The sequence below is a fragment of the Arcobacter pernae genome, from assembly GCF_049472135.1.
Lineage (GTDB): Bacteria > Campylobacterota > Campylobacteria > Campylobacterales > Arcobacteraceae > Arcobacter_B.
In genome coordinates this window covers 1-20,315 of sequence record NZ_JBMOVV010000013.1, presented here as the reverse complement: position 1 = coordinate 20,315, position 20,315 = coordinate 1, and the positions used below count along the sequence as shown (strand labels likewise).

The 20,315-nt window shown below is 28.8% G+C and carries 18 protein-coding genes; 14 read left to right on the top strand and 4 right to left on the bottom strand.

The genetic code is table 11. The features are described from left to right. Both ACH5BF_RS12550 and alaS read right to left on the bottom strand, forming a co-directional pair. Entirely contained in the window at positions 1-480 is a 480-nt protein-coding gene (locus ACH5BF_RS12550) for a hypothetical protein (protein ID WP_423274594.1), read from the bottom strand. Positions 481-489: 9 nt separating this feature from the next. Beyond that, the gene (gene alaS, locus ACH5BF_RS12545; protein ID WP_423274593.1) at positions 490-3,045 is read right to left on the bottom strand and encodes an alanine--tRNA ligase; all 2,556 of its coding nucleotides are present in this window, start codon (positions 3,043-3,045) and stop codon (positions 490-492) included. Positions 3,046-3,206: 161 nt separating this feature from the next. On the opposite strand from alaS, the gene trxA (ACH5BF_RS12540) reads away from it, so the two are divergent. The 5 genes from trxA (ACH5BF_RS12540) to ACH5BF_RS12520 all read left to right on the top strand — a co-directional run bounded on the left by trxA (ACH5BF_RS12540) (position 3,207) and on the right by ACH5BF_RS12520 (position 8,325). Beyond that, on the top strand, positions 3,207-3,524 hold the full coding sequence (gene trxA, locus ACH5BF_RS12540; protein WP_254577012.1) for a thioredoxin: 318 nt from the start codon (positions 3,207-3,209) through the stop codon (positions 3,522-3,524). A 102-nt stretch (positions 3,525-3,626) separates the two neighbouring features. Further along, the gene (trxA, locus tag ACH5BF_RS12535; protein ID WP_423274592.1) at positions 3,627-3,944 is read left to right on the top strand and encodes a thioredoxin; all 318 of its coding nucleotides are present in this window, start codon (positions 3,627-3,629) and stop codon (positions 3,942-3,944) included. Positions 3,945-4,024: 80 nt separating this feature from the next. Beyond that, positions 4,025-5,437 (top strand): DASS family sodium-coupled anion symporter, encoded by a 1,413-nt coding sequence (locus tag ACH5BF_RS12530; RefSeq protein WP_423274591.1) that lies wholly within the window; start codon positions 4,025-4,027, stop codon positions 5,435-5,437. Between the two features lie 54 nt (positions 5,438-5,491). Next, entirely contained in the window at positions 5,492-7,672 is a 2,181-nt protein-coding gene (locus ACH5BF_RS12525) for a sensor histidine kinase (protein ID WP_423274590.1), read from the top strand. Then, positions 7,669-8,325 carry a response regulator transcription factor gene (locus ACH5BF_RS12520; protein ID WP_423274589.1) on the top strand — a complete coding sequence of 219 codons (657 nt, stop codon included), beginning with the start codon at positions 7,669-7,671 and terminating at the stop codon, positions 8,323-8,325. Before ACH5BF_RS12525 ends, ACH5BF_RS12520 begins: the two co-directional genes overlap by 4 nt. A 13-nt stretch (positions 8,326-8,338) precedes the next feature. Here ACH5BF_RS12520 and ACH5BF_RS12515 read toward each other — a convergent pair whose 3' ends face one another. Next, entirely contained in the window at positions 8,339-9,670 is a 1,332-nt protein-coding gene (locus ACH5BF_RS12515; protein ID WP_423274588.1) for an alanine/glycine:cation symporter family protein, read from the bottom strand. A gap of 210 nt (positions 9,671-9,880) precedes the next feature. Here ACH5BF_RS12515 and trxB point away from each other — a divergent pair, with 210 nt between their 5' ends. The 4 genes from trxB (at position 9,881) to mnmL (ending at position 13,993) form a co-directional block, all read left to right on the top strand. Further along, on the top strand, positions 9,881-10,810 hold the full coding sequence (trxB, locus tag ACH5BF_RS12510) for a thioredoxin-disulfide reductase (protein WP_423274587.1): 930 nt from the start codon (positions 9,881-9,883) through the stop codon (positions 10,808-10,810). Between the two features lie 14 nt (positions 10,811-10,824). Continuing rightward, the gene (gene dapB, locus ACH5BF_RS12505) at positions 10,825-11,598 is read left to right on the top strand and encodes a 4-hydroxy-tetrahydrodipicolinate reductase (RefSeq protein WP_423274586.1); all 774 of its coding nucleotides are present in this window, start codon (positions 10,825-10,827) and stop codon (positions 11,596-11,598) included. Positions 11,599-11,679: 81 nt separating this feature from the next. Next, on the top strand, positions 11,680-13,029 hold the full coding sequence (gene purF, locus ACH5BF_RS12500) for an amidophosphoribosyltransferase (protein WP_423274585.1): 1,350 nt from the start codon (positions 11,680-11,682) through the stop codon (positions 13,027-13,029). A 1-nt stretch (position 13,030) separates the two neighbouring features. Then, positions 13,031-13,993 (top strand): tRNA modification radical SAM protein MnmL/YtqA, encoded by a 963-nt coding sequence (gene mnmL, locus ACH5BF_RS12495; protein ID WP_423274584.1) that lies wholly within the window; start codon positions 13,031-13,033, stop codon positions 13,991-13,993. 23 nt (positions 13,994-14,016) lie between these two features. Here the strand turns inward: mnmL and ACH5BF_RS12490 are convergent, their stop codons facing one another. Continuing rightward, positions 14,017-14,913 (bottom strand): LysR family transcriptional regulator, encoded by an 897-nt coding sequence (locus ACH5BF_RS12490; RefSeq protein WP_423274583.1) that lies wholly within the window; start codon positions 14,911-14,913, stop codon positions 14,017-14,019. A 117-nt stretch (positions 14,914-15,030) separates the two neighbouring features. Here ACH5BF_RS12490 and ACH5BF_RS12485 point away from each other — a divergent pair, with 117 nt between their 5' ends. The 5 genes from ACH5BF_RS12485 to ACH5BF_RS12465 form a co-directional block, all read left to right on the top strand. After that, positions 15,031-17,085, top strand: coding sequence for an ATP-dependent helicase (locus ACH5BF_RS12485; RefSeq protein ID WP_423274582.1), 2,055 nt, complete (start codon positions 15,031-15,033; stop codon positions 17,083-17,085). 10 nt (positions 17,086-17,095) lie between these two features. Continuing rightward, positions 17,096-17,944: a tRNA pseudouridine(55) synthase TruB gene (truB, locus tag ACH5BF_RS12480; RefSeq protein WP_423274581.1), complete on the top strand. Its 849-nt coding sequence runs from the start codon at positions 17,096-17,098 to the stop codon at positions 17,942-17,944. Next, the gene (locus ACH5BF_RS12475) at positions 17,944-18,705 is read left to right on the top strand and encodes a 4-(cytidine 5'-diphospho)-2-C-methyl-D-erythritol kinase (RefSeq protein ID WP_423274580.1); all 762 of its coding nucleotides are present in this window, start codon (positions 17,944-17,946) and stop codon (positions 18,703-18,705) included. The genes truB and ACH5BF_RS12475 overlap by 1 nt, the downstream gene beginning before the upstream one ends. 2 nt (positions 18,706-18,707) lie before the next feature. Next, a complete protein-coding gene (gene smpB, locus ACH5BF_RS12470; protein ID WP_423274579.1) occupies positions 18,708-19,184 on the top strand; it encodes an SsrA-binding protein SmpB in 477 nt (158 codons plus the stop codon). 460 nt (positions 19,185-19,644) lie between these two features. Next, on the top strand, positions 19,645-20,315 hold a 671-nt coding region (locus tag ACH5BF_RS12465; protein ID WP_423274578.1), incomplete at its 3' end, for a cbb3-type cytochrome c oxidase subunit I.

Here is a 20,315-nt window from a genome sequence, read left to right as displayed (position 1 = left end):
TTAAAATCCTCTTAATGTAACTCCTAGGAATATTGCAATAATTCCTAAAACTATATTTAATGGAATAAAGTATTTAGCTATAGGTTCTAGCTGTTGTTTTGCAGCTGGAAAGTTGTTGCTTTGGAAAGCTTTTGCTGCTTTATTTCTTTTTATATAAATAGTAATAAAAACTATAGTCATAATAGTCCAAATCACTTCTTTTGCAATTGCTACACCATATAAAGGTGTACCTTTTAAACCTAAAGCTACTATCATAATAATAGCCGTTAATAAAAGTAAAACAATTGCAGGAATTACCATATTAAAAAATCTTCTTAAAGACTCTAATGTTCTTCCTAGTTTTATTTTTGGATCTGTAATATCTTGCATAGAGTAGTGAACGGCAAATCTAATTGCTAACATTCCTCCTACCCATAATACAGCTGAGATTACATGTAGAAAAACTATAATTGATGAAAAGTTATCAAATAGTTCACTCACTTTTTAATCCTATAAATTTTCTTTTGCATACTCTAAAGCAGCTTTTTTTGCATCTTCAATTTTTGATACATCTTTACCACCAGCTTGTGCGAAGTCAGGTCTTCCCCCACCTCCACCACCAACGATTGGAGCAATATTTTTAATCCAATCACCAGCTTTAATTGCTGAGTTTTTACTTCCTGCAACAATCATAACTTTTTCACCTTTTGGTTGAATAAGAAGTGCTGCTAATTTTTCATTTGCATTTTTCATATCATCAATTAGTTTTTTGATGTCTCCATTTTTAACAATGTCAACTACAACTTTAACATCACCAATCATTTCTTCACTAATAGGAGCTGAGCTTTGGCTTTGAGCTTCTTCAACTTCTTTTTTAAGTTCTTTAATTTGGTCTTTTAATTTTTTGATACCAGTAATTGCATCTTGGTTTTTAACTTCAGTTTGAACTTCTTGGTATTTTTTCATAAATGATTTTGCATATGAAATAGCAGACATTCCACATACAGCTTCAATTCTTCTAACACCTGCACTTACACCTGATTCTTTAGTAATATAAAAAGAACCAATATCATGTGTATTTCTAACGTGTGTTCCACCACAGAATTCAACTGATACATCACCAAATTCTACAACTCTTACAACATCACCATATTTTTCACCAAACATAGCTATTGCACCTTTTTTCTTAGCATCTTCGATAGCTAACTCTTCAACATTCCCAACAATTCCTCTTGAAATCATAGAGTTTACTAAATCTTCAACTTCTTCAATTTGCTCTTGTGTCATTGCTTTTGGATATGTAAAGTCAAATCTTAATCTTGATGAGTCATTTAATGAACCTGCTTGTGCAACTGTATCACCTAAAACCATCTTTAATGCACTTTGTAAAAGGTGTGTAGCACTATGATGTTTTGCAACTTCATATCTATTTACAACTACAGCTTTTACATCTTCATCTTTATTAATATCACTATTTTCAACTTTAACTTTTGAAAGGTTTAATCCATAGAATTTTTGTGTATCTTCAATAATTGCAATATGCTCATTATCTTCTAATGCACCTATATCTCCACTTTGTCCACCAGAAGTTGCATAGAATGGAGTCTTATCTAACATAACCCATCCAGACTCACCTTTTTTAAGTGTATCTACTTCTTTAAAGTTTTCATCTAATAGTGCAAGAATTTTACTATTGTAGTTAGTGTTATCATAACCTACAAATTCATTTTCACCATATTTTTCAAGTAAAGCTTTAAAGTCACCAGAAGTAGCAGCGTCACCACTACCTTTCCAAGCAGCTTTTGCTTTTGCTTTTTGCTCAGACATTAACTCATCAAATTTCTCATTATCAACTTTAATGTTTTTATCTCTTAACATATCTTCTGTTAAGTCTAATGGGAAACCTTTTTCATCATATAATTTAAATGCGATTTCACCTGAGAATACATTTTTAGTATTTTTTAATTCTTCTTCAAATAAAGCCATACCAGACTCAATCGTTTTAAAGAATCTAGCTTCTTCTAAAGTTAATTGCTCTTTAATATAATCTTTTTGATCAACTAAATCACTATAGTGAGCACCCATAATATCACATAATGTATCATAAACTTCAGCTAAGAAAGGTTTTCTAAATCCAAGTAAATAACCATGTCTTACAGCTCTTCTCATGATTCTTCTATTTACATAAGGTCTACCCTCATTTCCAAATAAAATACCTTGAGATAACATAAATGAGTTTGCTCTTAAATGATCAGCGATAACTCTATAAGAACCTATGTTTTCATCACTAATTTTATTGATTGCTAACTCTTCAATTCTTTTGATAATTGGTTGGAAGTTCGATGAATCAAAGTTGTTAAATACACCCTCTTTGATTGCAATAACTCTCTCTAATCCCATACCTGTATCAATTGAAGGTTTTGGAAGAGGATTTAACTTACCACTTGTATCTCTTTCGTATTGCATGAATACTAAGTTCCAAATCTCTAAGAATCTATCACCTTCACCACCTAAGTAGTCTTCATCGCTATTAAAGTGTTCCTCACCTTGGTCATAGAAGATTTCTGAACAAGGACCACAAGCACCTGTATCACCCATTGACCAGAAGTTGTCTTTATCACCAAATCTTTTGATTCTAGATGCATCAATATGTTTTGTCCAAAGTTCAAATGCTTCATCATCATCATTGTGAACAGTAACCCATAACTTATCAATAGGAAGTGCTAAATTAACAGTTACAAATTCCCATGCGTAAGCAATAGCATCTTCTTTAAAGTAATCACCAAATGAGAAGTTTCCTAACATTTCAAATAGTGTATGGTGTCTTGCTGTATAACCTACATTTTCTAAGTCATTGTGCTTTCCACCTGCTCTTACACAAAGCTGACAAGATGTTGCTCTTGGGTTAGATGGAGTTGGAACTTCACCTGTAAAAATATCTTTAAATTGTACCATTCCCGCATTTGTAAACATTAATGTTGGATCATCCGGTACTAAAGGCATTGAAGATATAACTTCGTGCCCTTTATTTTTAAAAAACTCTAAATACTCTTTTCTAATATCCATAAAACTTTCCATTTTAATTAAAATAGAGTTATTTTATCTAAAAACAGATTTAGGCAAGATTATAAAAGAAATTTTAAGTTAAGCTAGGCTAAAATTAATAAGTTTTATTTATAAGATATTTTAATAAAGAGAACTAAAAAATTAATAATAAGGAAATTAAAATGGGTAAATATATTGAATTAACTCCGGCAAACTTTGAAGAAGTTACAAAAAGTGGTGTTTCACTAGTTGATTTCTGGGCTCCATGGTGTGGACCTTGTAGAATGATCGCTCCAGTTATTGAAGAATTAGCTGAAGAGTTTGAAGGTAAAGCAAACATTTGTAAAGTAAATACAGATGAAGAGCAAGATTTAGCTGTAAAATACGGAATTAGATCTATTCCTACAATTATCTTCATGAAAGATGGTGAAGTAGTTGATCAAATGGTTGGTGCTTCTTCTAAACAAGCATTTGCTGACAAAATTAACTCATTATTATAATTCATAATAAAAATACAAACAATTATTAAGAAAGGTAAGACAAATGTCTTACCTTTTTTTATTTCTAAAAATTAAGAAAATATCTTCTTCTAAGGGTAAAAAGTGAGTAAATGTATAGAGCTAAATAGTAATAATTTTCATAAAATTACTAGAAAAGGTGTTGTTTTAGTTGATTTTTGGGCTTCATGGTGTTCATCTTGTAAAACATTAAATCCAATTGTAAAAGATTTAGCAAAACAATTTGATGGAAAAGCAAAGATTTGTAAAGTTAATGTAGATAGAGAAAATAAATTAGCAAATAGTTTTAAAATTAGATCTATCCCTACAATATTCTTTATGAAAAATGGACAAGTTGTTGGGAAAATTGTTGGGGTTACTTCAAAAAAAGCTTTAGCAGATAAATTAAACTCTCTAATATAAAATCAAAAAAATTTAAAATGTCATATTAAGGTCACTCTTCTTTTTTATTATTTCACTATAAGAAATAAAAAGGAGATGTCATGCTTCAAAGTCAAACTTTCAAAATAGCATTACCAATTATTGTTGCAATTATTGTTGCAATAATTCCAACACCAGAAGGATTAAGTGTAAATGCTCAATACTTCTTCGCAGTATTTTTAGGTGTAATTGTTGCACTTATTTTAGAACCAATTCCAGCAGCACTAATTGGTTTAACAGGAGTTGCTTTCAGTGCAGCTTTTGGATTAGTAGGTGAGACTGCAAAAGCCAATAGGGATTGGGCTTTAAGTGGTTTTTCAAATGGGGTTATATGGTTGATTTTTGCAGCATTTATGTTTGCATTAGGTTATAAAAAATCAGGACTTGGTAAAAGAATTGCTTTACTATTAGTAAAACTTTTAGGTAAAACTTCTTTAGGTTTAGGATATGCAGTTGCATTCGCAGATGGTATTCTATCACCATTTATGCCATCAAATACAGCAAGAAGTGCCGGAACGATTTTCCCAATAGCTATTAATATTCCTCAAATGTTTAATTCGACTCCTGAGAATGAACCAAGAAAATTAGGTGCTTATATTTCATGGGTAGCAATAGCAGCAACTTGTGTTACAAGTTCAATGTTCTTAACAGCATTAGCACCAAATTTATTAGCTGTATCTTTAGTTGAAAAAAATGCAGGTATTTTAATCTCTTGGGGAGAGTGGTTTAGTACATTAGCTTTAATTATGATACCACTATTTTTACTTGTTCCTTATATTACATATTTAGTATATCCACCAGAACAAAAAAGTTCACCAGAAGCTCCTGCATGGGCAGCTAAAGAGCTTGAAAAAATGGGACCAATTACTAAAAAAGAGTTAATTATGTTAGGTCTTGGAATTTTAGCTTTAGTTATGTGGATTTTTGGAAAAGCTATTGGTGTAAATGGAACAGTAGCAGCTTTAGTTGTTTTATGTTTACTTGTTTTAACAAAAGTTATTGATTGGGAAGATGTTATTACAAATAAAGCAGCAATCAATGTATTTATTTGGTTCGCAACTTTAGTTGCAATGGCAAGTGGACTTAAAAAAGTTGGTTATTTAAAATGGGCAGCAGGATTAATCTCTAGTTGGTTAGTTGGTGTTGATCCTGTAAATATTGTAATAGTTTTAGTGGTTTTATTCTTCTTATTCCACTATTTATTTGCAAGTGTTACAGCTCATGTTGTTGCTCTTTTACCATTATTCTTAGGAATTGGAATGAACTTAATTCCAGCAGAAATGGTACCTTCATTAGCAATTCTGTTAGTTGGATCACTAGGACTTATGGGAATTATTACTCCTTATGCAACTGGACCTTCACCTATTTGGTATGGAGCAGGTTACATCTCTCAAGCTACATGGTGGAAATTAGGGGCAATTTTTGGAGCATTATTCTTAGCTTCATTAGTTCTTTTAGGCTTCATCATTCTTTAGCAAAAATAGCACCAATAAAGGTGCTATTTTTATAAATCTTATTATAATTAGTTTATGAAAAAAACTATTCTATTTTTATTATTAATTTCAAGTTTTCTATTTAGTGATACAACTCAAAAAAAAATTCTAATCGTAAACTCTTACCATAAAGGCTATAAATGGAGTGACGATATTATTAAATCTATTGAAAATATCTTCTATAAACATACAAATTTTGATGTAAGTGTTTTATATATGGATTCAAAAAGAATCACTTCAAGTGAATATAGTGAGAATCTAAAAAGTCTTTATAAAGTTCAATTAAGACATAGAAACTACGATTTAGTAATAAGTGTGGATAGATTTGCTTATGATTTTGTTCTTGACTCTTATAACGAGCTATTTATCAATAGTAAAGTATTAACAGTTGGAATAGAGAATTTTTCTAAAGAAAGATTAATTAAAAAGAATCTTGAAAATAAAGTATGGACTTTAATTGAAAAAAGAGATTTAAAAGGAAACCTAAAACTTATAGAAAGAATTATTCCTAGTATAAAAAATCTTTATATTGTAAATGATAAAAGTCTAAATGCCTTACATACAGAGCCTTTAATAAAAGAACTTTATAAAGATTTTACTGGAAGATATAATCTGATTTATATAAAAGAAGATGATTTAGATAGCTTAAAAGATAAATTTGCTTCTTTTCAAAAAGATAGTGCAATTTTATTTATTAGATTTTATAAAAATAGTGATGGAAAACTAAATAAAAATTATGAAATTGCAAAGTTTATAAAGAACTCTAAAATACCTGTTTTTATTACAGATTCTATATTTAAATATGATGGAGCAATTGGTGGTAAAATAGTAGATTTAGAAGATTTTGGAACAAAATCTGCACTAATTGCTTTAGATATATTAAATAATAAAGAAGTGAAATCAATCAATATTTTTGATGATTTTAAGTATGTATTTGATTCAAAAAAATTAGATGAATTTACAATTGCAATTGCACAAGTAAGCAAGGATTATGAACTAGTAAATAAAAGATTGACTTTTTTTGATAAACATAGAGGTTTTATAAATTTTGTTTTCATTATTTCACCAATTTTATTGCTTTTGATTTTGGGTTTAATTCACAACATTTATATGAGAATAAAAACTCAAAATAGTTTAAAACAAAGAATTGATTTTGATGAAGTTTTATTAAATGCAATTGAGAGTCCAATTTTTTGGGAAGATGAAAAAGGAAAGATACTTGATTCAAATATGATGTTTTGCAATATTATAAATATAGAAAAAAGTAGAGTTATTAATAAAAGATTAGATGAATTTTTAGATAATAAAAATGTAAAAGTTTTAAGAAAAGCCTTACAAAAATATCAAAAAAACTCTAAAAAATACTCTTCTTTTAAATTAAATGTTTCAAGTACTGATGAAAAGATATATTTTATTAAACAGACTACTTATTGTGATAGTAAAACTAAAAAAACAGGAACGGTAACAATTCTTACAGATATTACAAAAGAGAAAAAGATTGAACTAGAGAGACAGAAAAATCAGCAGTTTATTATTCAGCAGTCAAAACTTGCAGAAATAGGGGAGATATTTTCATCAATAGCTCATCAATGGAAATCTCCTTTAGTTGAAATAACAACTATTGCTCAAGAGAGTTTTTATTTAAATAAATCAAATAAAAATGAAGATGAATCTTATGTAAAAGATATTATGACACAAGTTGAATATATGAATAAAACTATAAATGATTTTCAAAATTTTATGGTTCCTTCAAATAAAAAAACACGATTTTGTGTTAGTGAAGCGATTGAAGAGCTTTTAAAAATTGTTAGTCATAATATAAAATACAATTATATAAAATTAGATTTACAATATGACAAAGAGCAGAATTTAGAAGTTTTAGGTTATAAAAATGAGTTTATGCAAGCAGTATTAAATATAATAAATAATGCAAAAGACGAATTAATAAAAAAAGATTTTAATGATAGAGAATTGAAAATTAAGATTTTACATGCCCAAGAAAAAGTAAAAATCGAGATTTTAGATAATGCTGGTGGAATAAAAAAAGCTAATTTAAAAAAGATTTTCAAAGCATATTTTTCTACAAAAAAAGAGGGACATGGTATAGGCTTATATATGGCAAAAATGATTATTGAAGATAAAATGAATGGAAAGTTAAGTGCTAAAAATATAAAAAATAAAGCTATGTTTGAAATCATTTTGGAGTGTGTAAATTGAAAGTTTTAGTTTTAGAAGATAATGAAAGACTGCTAAATTTAATGAAAATATCACTTGAAAAAGAATCATACCAAGTGGATACCTTTATAGATGGTCAAAAAGCTCTAGAAAGTCTAGAAAATGGCTATTCTTGCTTTATTTTAGATATAAATGTCCCAAATATAGATGGTATCTCATTATTAGAACTTTTAAGAGTAAATCATAAAGATGTACCAGTTATCATAATAAGTTCAAATCATGATTTTGAAAAAATTGAAAAATCCTATGGTTTAGGTTGTGATGATTATATAAAAAAGCCTTTTTATATTTTTGAGTTAGTACAAAAAGTAAAAAAACTTTGCAGAGTTGAAAAAATGTTTTTACAGTTTGACGAAAACTTAAAATACGACTTTAAGAATAGGATTTTATATAAAGATTTTAAAGAGATTGAATTAACAAAAAAAGAGATACTTTTTTTAGAATTGTTTTCAAAGAATCTACATCATATAGCCTCTTATGATGAGATTTATGAATATGTTTGGGAAGGGGAAGAAACAAATCTTACTAATATTAGAGCAATGATAAAAAGATTGAGAAAAAAATTAGGTTTGGAAGCGATTATTAGTATAAAAGGTTTAGGTTATAGTTTAAGTAAATCAACAAAACTAGTATAAAAGCTTAATGCTTTTATACCTTTTTATTATCAAAATATCTTTTTGTTTCAGAACTTACAATTTTTGATAATATTAGAAGTCCTATTAAGTTTGGAATAGCCATTAAACCGTTTGCTAAATCAGAGAAATTCCATACTAATTTTAATTGAGATACACACCCTACATAGATTATTAAAATAAAGAATATTCTATAGTAGTAAACTTTTTTATCTCCTAAGATATATTCAAATGCTCTCTCACCATAATATGACCATCCAAGAATTGTTGAGTAACCAAAAAGAATTGTTGCAAAAACAATAACTAATGCTCCCCAATCACCTAAAAAGTATTCAAAACTTTTAAGAGTTAGTTCTCCTGCACTTCCACCTTGTGTCCAAATAGGTGCCATTAAGATAATTAATGCTGTAATTGTACAAACTACTAAAGTATCAATAAAAGTTTGTGTCATTGATATTAAAGCTTGTTTTACAGGATCATTTGTTTTGGCTGCAGCTGCTGCAATTGGAGCAGAACCAAGACCTGATTCATTTGAAAAAACACCTCTTGCTATACCGTATCTAATAGCTGCTGCAATAGCAGCTCCCGCAAATCCACCTGTTGCTGCAATTGGATTAAATGCATAGTAAAAAATTATTCCTAAGGCATCTGCTACTTTATCTATATTTGTAACAATAATTATAAATGCTGTAAATAAATAAATTGCAATCATAAAAGGAATTAGATAAGTGGTTACTTTACCAATTGATTTAATTCCTCCAATTACAACAATAGCTGTAATCATTAAAAGTGCTATACCACTAATTTCAAATGATATCCCAAATTGTGAATTAAGAGCTGTTGCAACAGCATTTGCTTGTGCCATATTTCCAATACCAAATGATGCAATAACAGTAAAAAATGCAAATGCCATAGCAAGTTTTGGCATGTTAGCACCTTTATAGATATAGTACATTGGACCACCTTTGTATCCATTTATACCTTTTTCTCTATATTTTACTGCAAGAATTGCTTCTGAGTATTTTGTAGCCATTCCAACTAGACCTGTAACCCACATCCAAAATACAGCTCCAGGACCTCCCATCGTAATTGCAGTTGCAACCCCAACTATGTTTCCAATACCAACAGTTGCTGCTAGCGCAGTCATAAGTGCAGCAAAGTTTGTAATGTCACCTTTGGCATTATCCTCTTTTTGGAAGATTAATTTAAAAGCATGTCCCAATGCCCAAAATTGCATACCTTTTAATCTAATAGTTAAAAAAAGACCAGTTCCCACTAATAAAATTAACATAGGTGGTCCCCAAACAAAAGATGCGACATCTGATACAATTGTGTTTAAGTTTTCCATATATTTCCTTTTAGTTATGAAATAATAGCATAAAAGTTTTAAAGGAAAAATTCACGGTTTAAGTTAATACTTATTATTAAATGATAAAATTTATCCATTAAGTTTTTTCTCTTGATTAAACTATAACTTACATAGTTTTTAGTATTATACTGTTTTAAAAAATACTATGAACTATAATAAAATTAAACGATACAAAAAAAGGATACTAATATGTTAGATTTAGCAATCATTGGTGGAGGACCTGCTGGTTTAACTGCTGGGCTTTATGCTACTAGAGGCGGTTTAAAAGATGTTGTTATGTTTGAGATGGGAATGCCTGGTGGTCAAATCACTGGTTCATCTGAAATTGAGAACTATCCAGGTCAAGGTGAAGTTATGACTGGTATGGAATTAATGCAAAACTGGCCAGAACAGTGTCAAAAATTTGGTTTAAAACATGAAATGAACCAAATTACACAAGTTGTTAAAGAAAATGATATCTTTAAATTAACAGGTGTTGATGGAAAAGAGTATGAAGCTAAAACTGTTTTAATGGCAACAGGTTCTGTTCCAAGAAGAGCTGGATTTGCTGGTGAAGATAAATTCTTTGGTCAAGGTATCTCAACTTGTGCAACTTGTGATGGATTCTTCTACAAAGGTAAAGAAGTTGCAGTTGTTGGTGGTGGTGATACAGCACTAGAAGAAGCAGTTTATTTAGCAAAACTTTGTTCAAAAGTTTATTTAGTTCATAGAAGAGATACTTACAGAGCAGCTCCATCTACAATTGAACATATGAAAAATACAGAAAATATTGAAGAAGTTACAAATGTAACTGTTGAAGAAGTATTCGGAGATAACACTGGTGTTCTTGGATTAAAAGTAAAATCTAAAGAAACAGGTGAAATTAGAGATTTACCAACTCCAGGTGTTTTTGTATTTGTTGGTAGAGATGTTTTAAATGACCCAATTAAACAAGAAGACGGGTCTTTCCTTTGTGATGTAAATGAGCAAGGTGAAGTTATCGTAAACCTTAAGATGGAAACATCTACACCAGGTTTATATGCTGCTGGTGATATTAGAATTGATGCAGCAAAACAAGTTGTATGTGCCTCAGGAGATGGAGCAACTGCAGCAGTTAATATTATTGAATATATAGGATAAGGAAGCTAGAAAAAATGATTAAAGTAGGTATTTTAGGAAGTACAGGTAGAGTTGGTTCATTACTAATTGATGATTTAGCTAATGATGAGCAAGCAAGAGTAGGTGCAGTACACGTTTTTGATAAATTAAAAAAGCCTGTACCTGAGGATACAGTAGTTACAAATGATTTTGCAGTATTATTTGAAAATTCAGATGTAATTATTGATTTTTCAGCTCCTGCAGCAACAGAAGCTTTACTTACAGAAGTAGTTGAAAATGGTGCTAGAAAGCCATTGGTTATCGCTACAACTGGATTTAACAAGCATCAACAAAATTTATTGTTAGAAGCTAGTAAATTAGTACCAGTATTATATGCTACTAATATGAGTTTAGGTGTTGCAGTTTTAAATAAACTTGTACACTTAGCTTCAAAAACACTTGCTGATTTTGATATTGAAATTGTTGAACAACACCATAGACATAAAGTTGATTCACCATCTGGAACGGCTCTTACATTAGCAGAGCATGCAGCTGATGCAAGAGGTTTAGACTTAGATGATGTTAGAGTTTCTGGAAGAGATGGAAACATTGGTGCTAGAACAAAAGATGAGATTGCTGTTATGGCATTAAGAGGTGGAGATATTGTAGGAAGACACACAGTTGGATTATACAATGATGGTGAATTTTTAGAGTTAAACCATACTGCAACAGCAAGAAACACTTTCTCTCAAGGTGCTATTAAAGTTGCTAAATGGATTATCGGAAAAGATCCAAAACTTTACTCAATTAATGACGCTTTAGGTCTATAAAATAAAACAAAAACAAAATTCAAAACTAAGAGGAAAAGATATTTACACTTTCACTTCTTCCTCTTTTCAAAGGTTAAATAAATGTGTGCAATAGTTGGAATTTACGGAAATGATAATGCTGCAAGATTAGCTTCACTAGCTTTATTCTCAATGCAGCATAGAGGTCAAGAAGCTACTGGTATTTCTTCATCAAGTAATGGAAAAATTTATACAAAAAAAGATAGAGGTTTAGTTTCAGAAGTATTTACAGATGAAGCTTTACAATATTTACAAGGTAATATGGCAATAGGTCATAATAGATACTCAACTGCTGGTGGAGATTCTATTTTAGATGCACAGCCTGTATTTGCAAAGTATAAATTAGGTGAAATATCAATTGTTCATAATGGTAACTTAATTAACAAAGATGAAGTAAGACAAGACTTAATTGACAAAGGTGCAATATTCCAAACTGGAATGGACACAGAAAACTTAATTCATTTAATTGCTAAAAACACAAAAGATAGATTAAGAGATAGAATTAAAGAAGCCTTAACTAAAACTATTGGAGCTTATTGTTTTATTGTTCAATCAAGATCAAAGCAATTTGTTATCAGAGATAGATATGGTATTAGACCATTGTCTTTAGGAAAAATTAAATCAGGTGGTTATATTGTTGCATCTGAAACTTGTGCATTTGATTTAGTTGATGCAGAGTTTATTAGAGATGTTAATCCAGGAGAGATGTTAATCTTTAGTGAAGATAAAGAAGAACCAGAATCAATTCAACTTTTCGAGAGTGAATATAGACCATGTGCCTTTGAATTTGTATATTTTGCAAGACCTGATTCAGTAATTGATGGTAAAAATGTATACAGAAGTAGAGAAAACATGGGTAGAGCTCTTGCTAGAAATGATAAAGATTCACAAATTAATGTTGATATGGTTGTTCCAGTTCCAGATTCAGGGGTTCCAGCAGCATTAGGATATGCAGCTGAAAGTGGTGTTCCTTTTGAGTATGGGATTATTAGAAATCACTATGTAGGTAGAACATTTATTGAACCAACTCAAGAGATGAGAAACTTAAAAGTTAGAATGAAATTGAGTCCTATGAAATCACTTATTGCAGGAAAATCATTACTTGTTATTGATGACTCTGTTGTAAGAGGAACTACATCAAAAAGAATTGTTAAAATGTTAAAAGATGCAGGTGCTAAAGAGGTTCATTTTAGAGTTGCTTCTCCTGAAATTAAATTCCCTTGTTACTATGGTATTGATACACCAAATAAAGATGAGTTAATTTCAAACAGTAAATCTGTAGATGAAGTATGTGAATATATTCAAGCAGATTCTTTAAAATATCTTTCTGTAGATGATTTAACAAATGCTATTGGAAATGATAGAAATTACGCTTTAGAAAGTTTCAACGGGGATTACTTCGTAAAAGAGTAAGATGAGTAATTTAAAAGACGTTTTAACAATAGGTAGATATTTTAAAAACAAGTTTGGTGAAAAAATTTATAAAGTTCCTATTTCAATATCTGGATTTACATGTCCAAATATTGATGGAACAGTAGCTAAAGGTGGTTGTTCTTTTTGTGAGAATGACTCTTTTTCACCTAATCTTAAAGAAAAAAGAACAAAGTTCAAATTAAATCCTAGAATTGAAGAAAATCCTTATTTAGATAATCAACTAAAACAACTTGAAATGCAGTTTATTGCTACAAGAGATAGACTGCAAAATAAATTTGGAGTTGGAAAGTTTATAGTATATTTTCAATCTTTTACAAATACATATGCACCTTTTTCTACATTAAAAGCTTTATATGAAAAAGCTTTATCTTTTGATAATGTAATAGGTTTAAGTATTGGTACAAGAACAGATTGTGTTACTGATGAAATCTTAGATTATTTAGTAGGTCTTTCAAAAGAAAAAGAGATTTGGGTTGAATATGGGATTCAATCTTTTTATGATTCGACACTAGAAGCAATTAATAGAGGTGATAGTGTTGAAAATATGAAATATTGGATTAAAAGAAGTAAAGAAAAAGGTTTAAATGTTTGTGGACATTTAATCTATGGTCTTCCTGGGGAAAATCAAGAAATGATGCTTGAATCATTTAAGCAAACATGTGAATTAAATGTAGATTCAATTAAGTTTCATCCTTTATATGTAGTTAAAAATACTCTTTTAACTAATGAATTTAGAAAAGGAAGATTTACTCCAATAACTGAAGAATTATACATTGATACAGTAGTAAAATCTATTGTTGATTTACCAAATGATGTTTCAGTTCAAAGAATAACAGCTGGAATTGATGATGATACTTTACTTTCACCACAATGGTGTAGAGATAAACATACACAAATGAAAAAAATAAGATTAGCTTTAGAAAAAGAGGGTCTTAACTATTAAAATAAGTATTAGGGTTCTAATACTTATTTCATTTTTAGAAGATAGTCTACTACATTGTCTATAAAGGCATCATGTTTTCTATCTTTTCTATATGCAATATATAATTTTCTAACCATTTTTTGATTATTGATTCTTGATTCATATAAAGCACCAGATTTTAAAAGTGATTCAATTGCATTTCTTGAAACAATTGAAACTGTTGGTGTTGCATTTTTATCTGAGTGTAAAACTGTTTGTACAATAGTTGTAGCACTTGTAACTTCACTAGTTACATCAAAAGTATCACAATCAGGGAAATTTGCTTTATCTAGGTTCTCTTTAAAAATTGCTCTTGTATGAGAATCTGGATTTCTACAAACCCATTTATATGATAATAAATCTTCTGCTTTTGCACGAGCTGGAAGTTTCTGATTTGAGAATATAACAATTTCATCTTCCATCCATTCTCTATAAATGATATCATCATTAGGAACATAGTTCTCCACTAATGCCATATCAATTTTTTTATCAAGTAAATCTTCAATTGCTTCATGTGAAACTGAAACATTGATTGATACTTCATTGTTAATATTCTCTTTAAGATTGTTTAAAAATCTTGGTAAAATATAATTTCCAATAATAAAAGATGCACCAAATACAAAAGTAACATCTTTGTTCATAATTTTTAGTAATTCTTTTTCTCCATTTGCAACACACTTCTCAATTTTTAGTGCAATTGAGTATAGCATTTGACCTTCTTTTGTAAGCCTAATACCATTCTTTTTTCTATCTACAACTTGCACATCTAAATAGTCTTCAATATATCTCATTTGTTGTGTTACAGCAGGTTGAGAAATACCAAGTTTTGCTGAAGCTTTTGAAAAAGACTTTTCTCTAACAACAGTTAGAAATGTCTCTAGTTTAGCAAAATCTGTTAGCATTATAACCTCCGTAAAATAAATTATGATTATAATAACATTTATTTATATATAGAATAATTAAGAGAAATAGTGAATTTAATTTATATGTGGTATAATTATATATTATTGGGAGAAGAAATGTCTGAAAATTTATTATCATTATTAAACGATTCACAAAAAGAAGCAGCACAATATATTGATGGTTCACTGCTGATATTAGCGGGAGCTGGTTCTGGAAAAACTAAAACTATAACCACACGACTTGCTTATTTAATATCAATAGGAATTGATCCAAGCTCAATTTTAACACTTACATTTACAAATAAAGCAGCCGCTGAGATGAGAGAACGTGCTTTCTCACAAATTGACCCATCTATGATAAACACACCACCTTTATTATGTACTTTCCATAAATTTGGACTACTATTTTTAAAGTTTCATATGAGTGAGTTAGATAGAAAAAACAATTTTATAATTATTGATACTGATGATAAAAAAAGAATATTAAAATCAATTGATAAAGATATAACAACTTCTCTGCTTGTTAGTGAAATTTCAAAATATAAAAATACATTAATAACTCCAAGTGAAGCTAAAGCTGGAGCACAATTAAAACTTTATAAAGAAATAGCAGAAATATATGAAAAATATGAAGCTTATTTAGAAAAAAATAATCTTGTAGACTTTGATGATTTAATTTTATTGCCTTACTTAATTTTAAAGAAAAATCCAAAGTTAGCACAAGAAATAAGTCAGAAGTATCAATATATTATGGTTGATGAGTATCAAGATACAAATGAACTACAATATAAACTTTTAAAGATGCTATGCTCTTCTCATAACAATCTTTGTGTAGTTGGTGATGATGACCAGTCTATTTATGGATGGAGAGGTGCTACTATTAAGAATATTTTGAATTTTTCAGAGCATTTTGAAAATACAAAAGTTGTAAAACTTGAACAAAACTATAGATCAACAGATACAATTTTAGATCATGCTAATCAATTAATCGAACACAATAGAGATAGATTAGGTAAAAAATTAATAGGAACAAGACAAAAAGGTGATTCTATTAGAATATATGAATCACATGATGAAAATGAAGAAACAAGAAAAATAATTGATGATATTAAAAAACTTCTAGATAGTGGAGTAAGTGCTAAAGATGTTGCTATTTTATTTAGAGTAAATGCTTTATCAAGATCACTAGAAGAAGGCTTTAACAGAGCAGGACTTAACTATAAATTAGTTGGTGGTATGAAGTTCTACGAAAGAGCCGAAATTAAAGATTTAATTGCTTATTTTAGAGTTCTTACTAATTCACATGATAACTTCTCTTTAAAAAGAATTGTAAATAAGCCTAAAAGAGGTATTGGTAAAACTACAATTGAAAAATTAGATGCAAAATCTGCTGAACTTAAAAAACCTATATTTGAAATAATTCAAAATTTTGATGCGGAAGAGTTAACTGCTGTTGTTGGAAAGAAAAACTCAAGAACATTAAAAGTATTTGAAGCTTCAATTATGGACTTAAAAGAACAATTAAAAGAATCAAAAATGAAGTTCCTAGACTCTTTTGAGGAAGCATTTGATTATAGAGCTTCTTATGATAACGTACCTGATGGTTTTGATAGACAAGCAAATATTGATGAGTTTTACGGATATATTAGAGACTTCTTTATTCAAAATCCACATTTAGATTTAAAAGACTTTTTAAATGAAATTGCATTAGAGAGTGAAAATGATGAGCTTTATAGTGAAGCCGTATCTATGATGAGTATTCATGCTTCAAAAGGTTTAGAGTTTAAACACTTATTTATTATTGGTTTTGAAGAAGGGTTCTTCCCTATTACAGGTGATGGAAGTGATATAGAAGAAGAAAGAAGATTAGGTTATGTTGCAATTACTAGAGCTATGGATAATCTTACTTTATCATTTGCACATTCAAGATTTTATAAAGGTAAAAGAACTTCTTTAACAAAATCAAGATTTCTAAGTGAATCAGGATTGATTAAAGGTTGTTTAACTATTGAGAAGCATTCTTCGTTTAAAAAAGGTGATTTAGTTCAACATAAAATATTTGGAATGGGAAGAGTTCAAAAGGCTAATAAAGCTGGAAAAGATTATAAGCTTACTATTAATTTTGGTGGGCAAAGAAGAGATATCTTATCTTCATTTGTAGAAAAAATATAAAGAGAACTCCTTGCAGAAAAAGTTATATAATAAAGAAGCTTTAAATAAATTAATAGTAGTTAAAAAACCAATTTTTAGAAGTTCAAACTCATATTTAAATGAGATTAAAAGAAAATATAAAAACAAAAAAGCAGGATTTAGTGGAACTTTAGACCCTTTTGCTTGTGGTTGTTTGATAGTAGCTTTTGGTCAATATTCTAAACTATTTAATTATATGAGTAAAACCCCAAAAACTTATAAAGCAGTAATTTGGTTAGGTACACAATCTGAATCTTTAGATATCGAGAATATTATAAGGATAAAAGAAGAAAAAAGAGTTAGTACAGAACTTTTAATTGATGAAATTAATAAACTAATAGGAACTCATGAATATTATCCTCCAAAATTCTCAGCAAAAAAGATTAATGGAAAAAGAGCATATGAAATGGCTAGAGAGGGTAAAGATGTTCAGATGAAAAAATCATCTATGACAATAAGTGCTACTAAATTTATATCTTATAATCATCCTTTTATCACTTTTGAAGCAACAGTTAGTGAAGGCTCGTATATAAGAAGTTTAGCTCAAATATTGCTTAAAAAATTAGATAGAGTAGGGACCTTATCTTATTTAGAAAGAATTAATGAAGGTAAGTTTTTTTATGAAAATGAAAAAGATTTAAATCCTCTTGATTATTTAGATATTCCAGTAAATAAATATTTTGGAACAAAAGAGTGGTTAGATAGTGGACGAAAGATTTCTGTAGATTTTCTTGAAAATAAAAATGATGGAAGATATCTAATTGTCTTTGATGATTTTTTTAGTATAATCCAAATTGAAAATAAAGAAGTAAAATATCTATTAAATAAGGTGACATTTTAGTGTACTCTAAATCTTATGCAAAAGTTAATATCTTTTTAAAAATTGCAGGAAAAAGAGATACATATCATGAACTAGTGTCTAGATTTGTTCGAGTTCATAATATGTATGACGAAATCTCTTTTGTTAAAACGAATAGGAAAGCTTTTAACATTATAGGGGATTTTGGATGTAAATTAGAATCAAACACTGTATATAAAGCATACAATTTAATAAAACATCTAAAAAATGTTGAAAAATTCTTTAATGAATATAGTGTAAAAATTGAAAAAAATATTCCTGAATTTGCTGGTTTAGGTGGTGGAAGCTCAAATGCCGCTACTTTTTTATTAATGGCAAATGAGTATTGTAATTTAGAACTTTCAAAAGATGAATTATGTGAAATAGCGACTAAAATTGGTGCTGATGTTCCTTTTTTTGTTTATGAATATGATAGTGCAAATGTTACAGGAATTGGAGAAATTGTAAAAGAGTTTAAAGAAGAGCCTTTAAATATTAAAACAATTACACCTAAAATTAAATGTGACACGGGAAAGATTTTCAAACTTTTTAGAGAAAATTTTTATAAAGAAATTAATGAAGAAGATAAAAATAAATTGTTAAGCATGAATTCTATGGATATTTTAAATCTACTTAATATTAATGAGGCTAATGATTTATACGAACCAGCAATAATGGCAGAACCAGAACTTAAAAGTTTTGTAAAAAAAGACTGGTATTTTAGTGGAAGTGGAAGTTCATTTTTCACTGTTCTTAAGGATTAGAAATGGCTAAAAAAGAGAATGATAAAAAAAATTTAGTGTTTAAAAATAAGAAAGCATGGCATGATTTTCATATTTTAGATACATTTGAAGCAGGTATTGCTTTACAAGGAAGTGAAGTAAAAGCAATAAGAGAAGGTAGAGTTAATTTAAAAGATACACATGTAAGAATTATAAAAAATGAAGTATTTTTATTAAATATGCATATTTCACATTTAAGTACAGCACATACTACGTACAGACCTGATGAAAGACGAGATAGAAAACTGTTACTTCATAGAAAAGAAATAGAAAAACTATATACAAAAGTAACTAAAGATGGAATAACTATTGTTGCTTTAAAACTTTACTTTAATTCAAAGAATATTGTTAAAGTTCAAATAGCAACTGCACAAGGTAAGAAACTTCATGATAAAAGGGAAGATATGAAGAGAAAAACTATGCAAAGAGAGACACAAATAACACTTAAAAATTGGAAGTAAAAAAACTTCCAATATAATAAGAAAAGTTATCAAATAAATATTATTATTTAAACCTATAATTTTTTTTGATGAAAAAAGCAAATTTAACTTCAACTATCTAAAAACAAAATAATTACTAGCAAATTTCAATTAGTATACAAAGTGTAATACTAATAAAATTCATTTAAAATATGATTCCTTCAAAGCCCCATAATTACGGATATTTAAATAAAAACTTGCTTGATGACAATCAATATTTTCATAAGTAAAACTTATCAGAAAAAAGAAATAACAAAAATAGTATTAAAATAGCAAAATAGATAATTATTATCATTATACTATTGTTATTTAATTGTTAAATAATTGTTAAAAAAATACTTAAATATCCCTAAAATTAAGAAAAATTTTAGTGCGCTTTGGCTAATATTTAGCCATAAGTGACGATTTGTGACTTGTATATAAAATTAGTAGGAGGAGATTGATGCAAAACGGTGCAAAAATTGAGTATGATTACTCAGTTGCAAAAGCCTTTACATTTGCAACAATTTTGTTTGGTATCATTGGTATGACAATTGGTGTTATATTAGCGTTTCAACTAGCTTTCCCAGGTTTAAATAACTTAGCAGGGGAATATGGTACTTTCAGTAGATTAAGACCTTTACACACTAACGGTGTTGCGTTTGGTTTTGCTCTAAGTGGTATCTTTGCGGCATGGTATTATGTTAGTCAAAGAGTTTTAAAAGTTTCAATTAAGGAATCACCATTTTTAATGACGATTGCTAAATTACACTTTGTATTATACTTCATCACGATTCTTTTAGCTGTTGTTACTCTATTTATGGGAATTACAACTTCAAAAGAGTATGCTGAATTAGAGTGGCCATTAGACATTTTAGTTGTTGTATGGTGGGTATTATGGGGTATCTCTATTTTTGGTTTAATTGGAATTAGAAGAGAGAGAACTTTATATATCTCAATTTGGTATTTCATTGCTACATTTATTGCTGTTGCAATGTTATATTTATTTAACAATATGGAAGTTCCAACTGCGTTAGTATCTGGTTATGGTTCGTGGATTCACTCTGTTTCTATGTATGCAGGTACAAATGATGCATTAGTTCAATGGTGGTATGGTCACAATGCTGTTGCATT

Coding starts and splice junctions, on each gene's coding strand:
- alaS (WP_423274593.1), bottom strand. CDS start 3,045: ATGGATATTAGAAAAGAGTATTTAGAGTTTTTTAAAAATAAAGGGCAC.
- trxA (WP_254577012.1), top strand. CDS start 3,207: ATGGGTAAATATATTGAATTAACTCCGGCAAACTTTGAAGAAGTTACA.
- ACH5BF_RS12530 (WP_423274591.1), top strand. CDS start 4,025: ATGCTTCAAAGTCAAACTTTCAAAATAGCATTACCAATTATTGTTGCA.
- ACH5BF_RS12525 (WP_423274590.1), top strand. CDS start 5,492: ATGAAAAAAACTATTCTATTTTTATTATTAATTTCAAGTTTTCTATTT.
- ACH5BF_RS12515 (WP_423274588.1), bottom strand. CDS start 9,670: ATGGAAAACTTAAACACAATTGTATCAGATGTCGCATCTTTTGTTTGG.
- trxB (WP_423274587.1), top strand. CDS start 9,881: ATGTTAGATTTAGCAATCATTGGTGGAGGACCTGCTGGTTTAACTGCT.
- dapB (WP_423274586.1), top strand. CDS start 10,825: ATGATTAAAGTAGGTATTTTAGGAAGTACAGGTAGAGTTGGTTCATTA.
- purF (WP_423274585.1), top strand. CDS start 11,680: ATGTGTGCAATAGTTGGAATTTACGGAAATGATAATGCTGCAAGATTA.
- mnmL (WP_423274584.1), top strand. CDS start 13,031: ATGAGTAATTTAAAAGACGTTTTAACAATAGGTAGATATTTTAAAAAC.
- ACH5BF_RS12490 (WP_423274583.1), bottom strand. CDS start 14,913: ATGCTAACAGATTTTGCTAAACTAGAGACATTTCTAACTGTTGTTAGA.
- ACH5BF_RS12485 (WP_423274582.1), top strand. CDS start 15,031: ATGTCTGAAAATTTATTATCATTATTAAACGATTCACAAAAAGAAGCA.
- smpB (WP_423274579.1), top strand. CDS start 18,708: ATGGCTAAAAAAGAGAATGATAAAAAAAATTTAGTGTTTAAAAATAAG.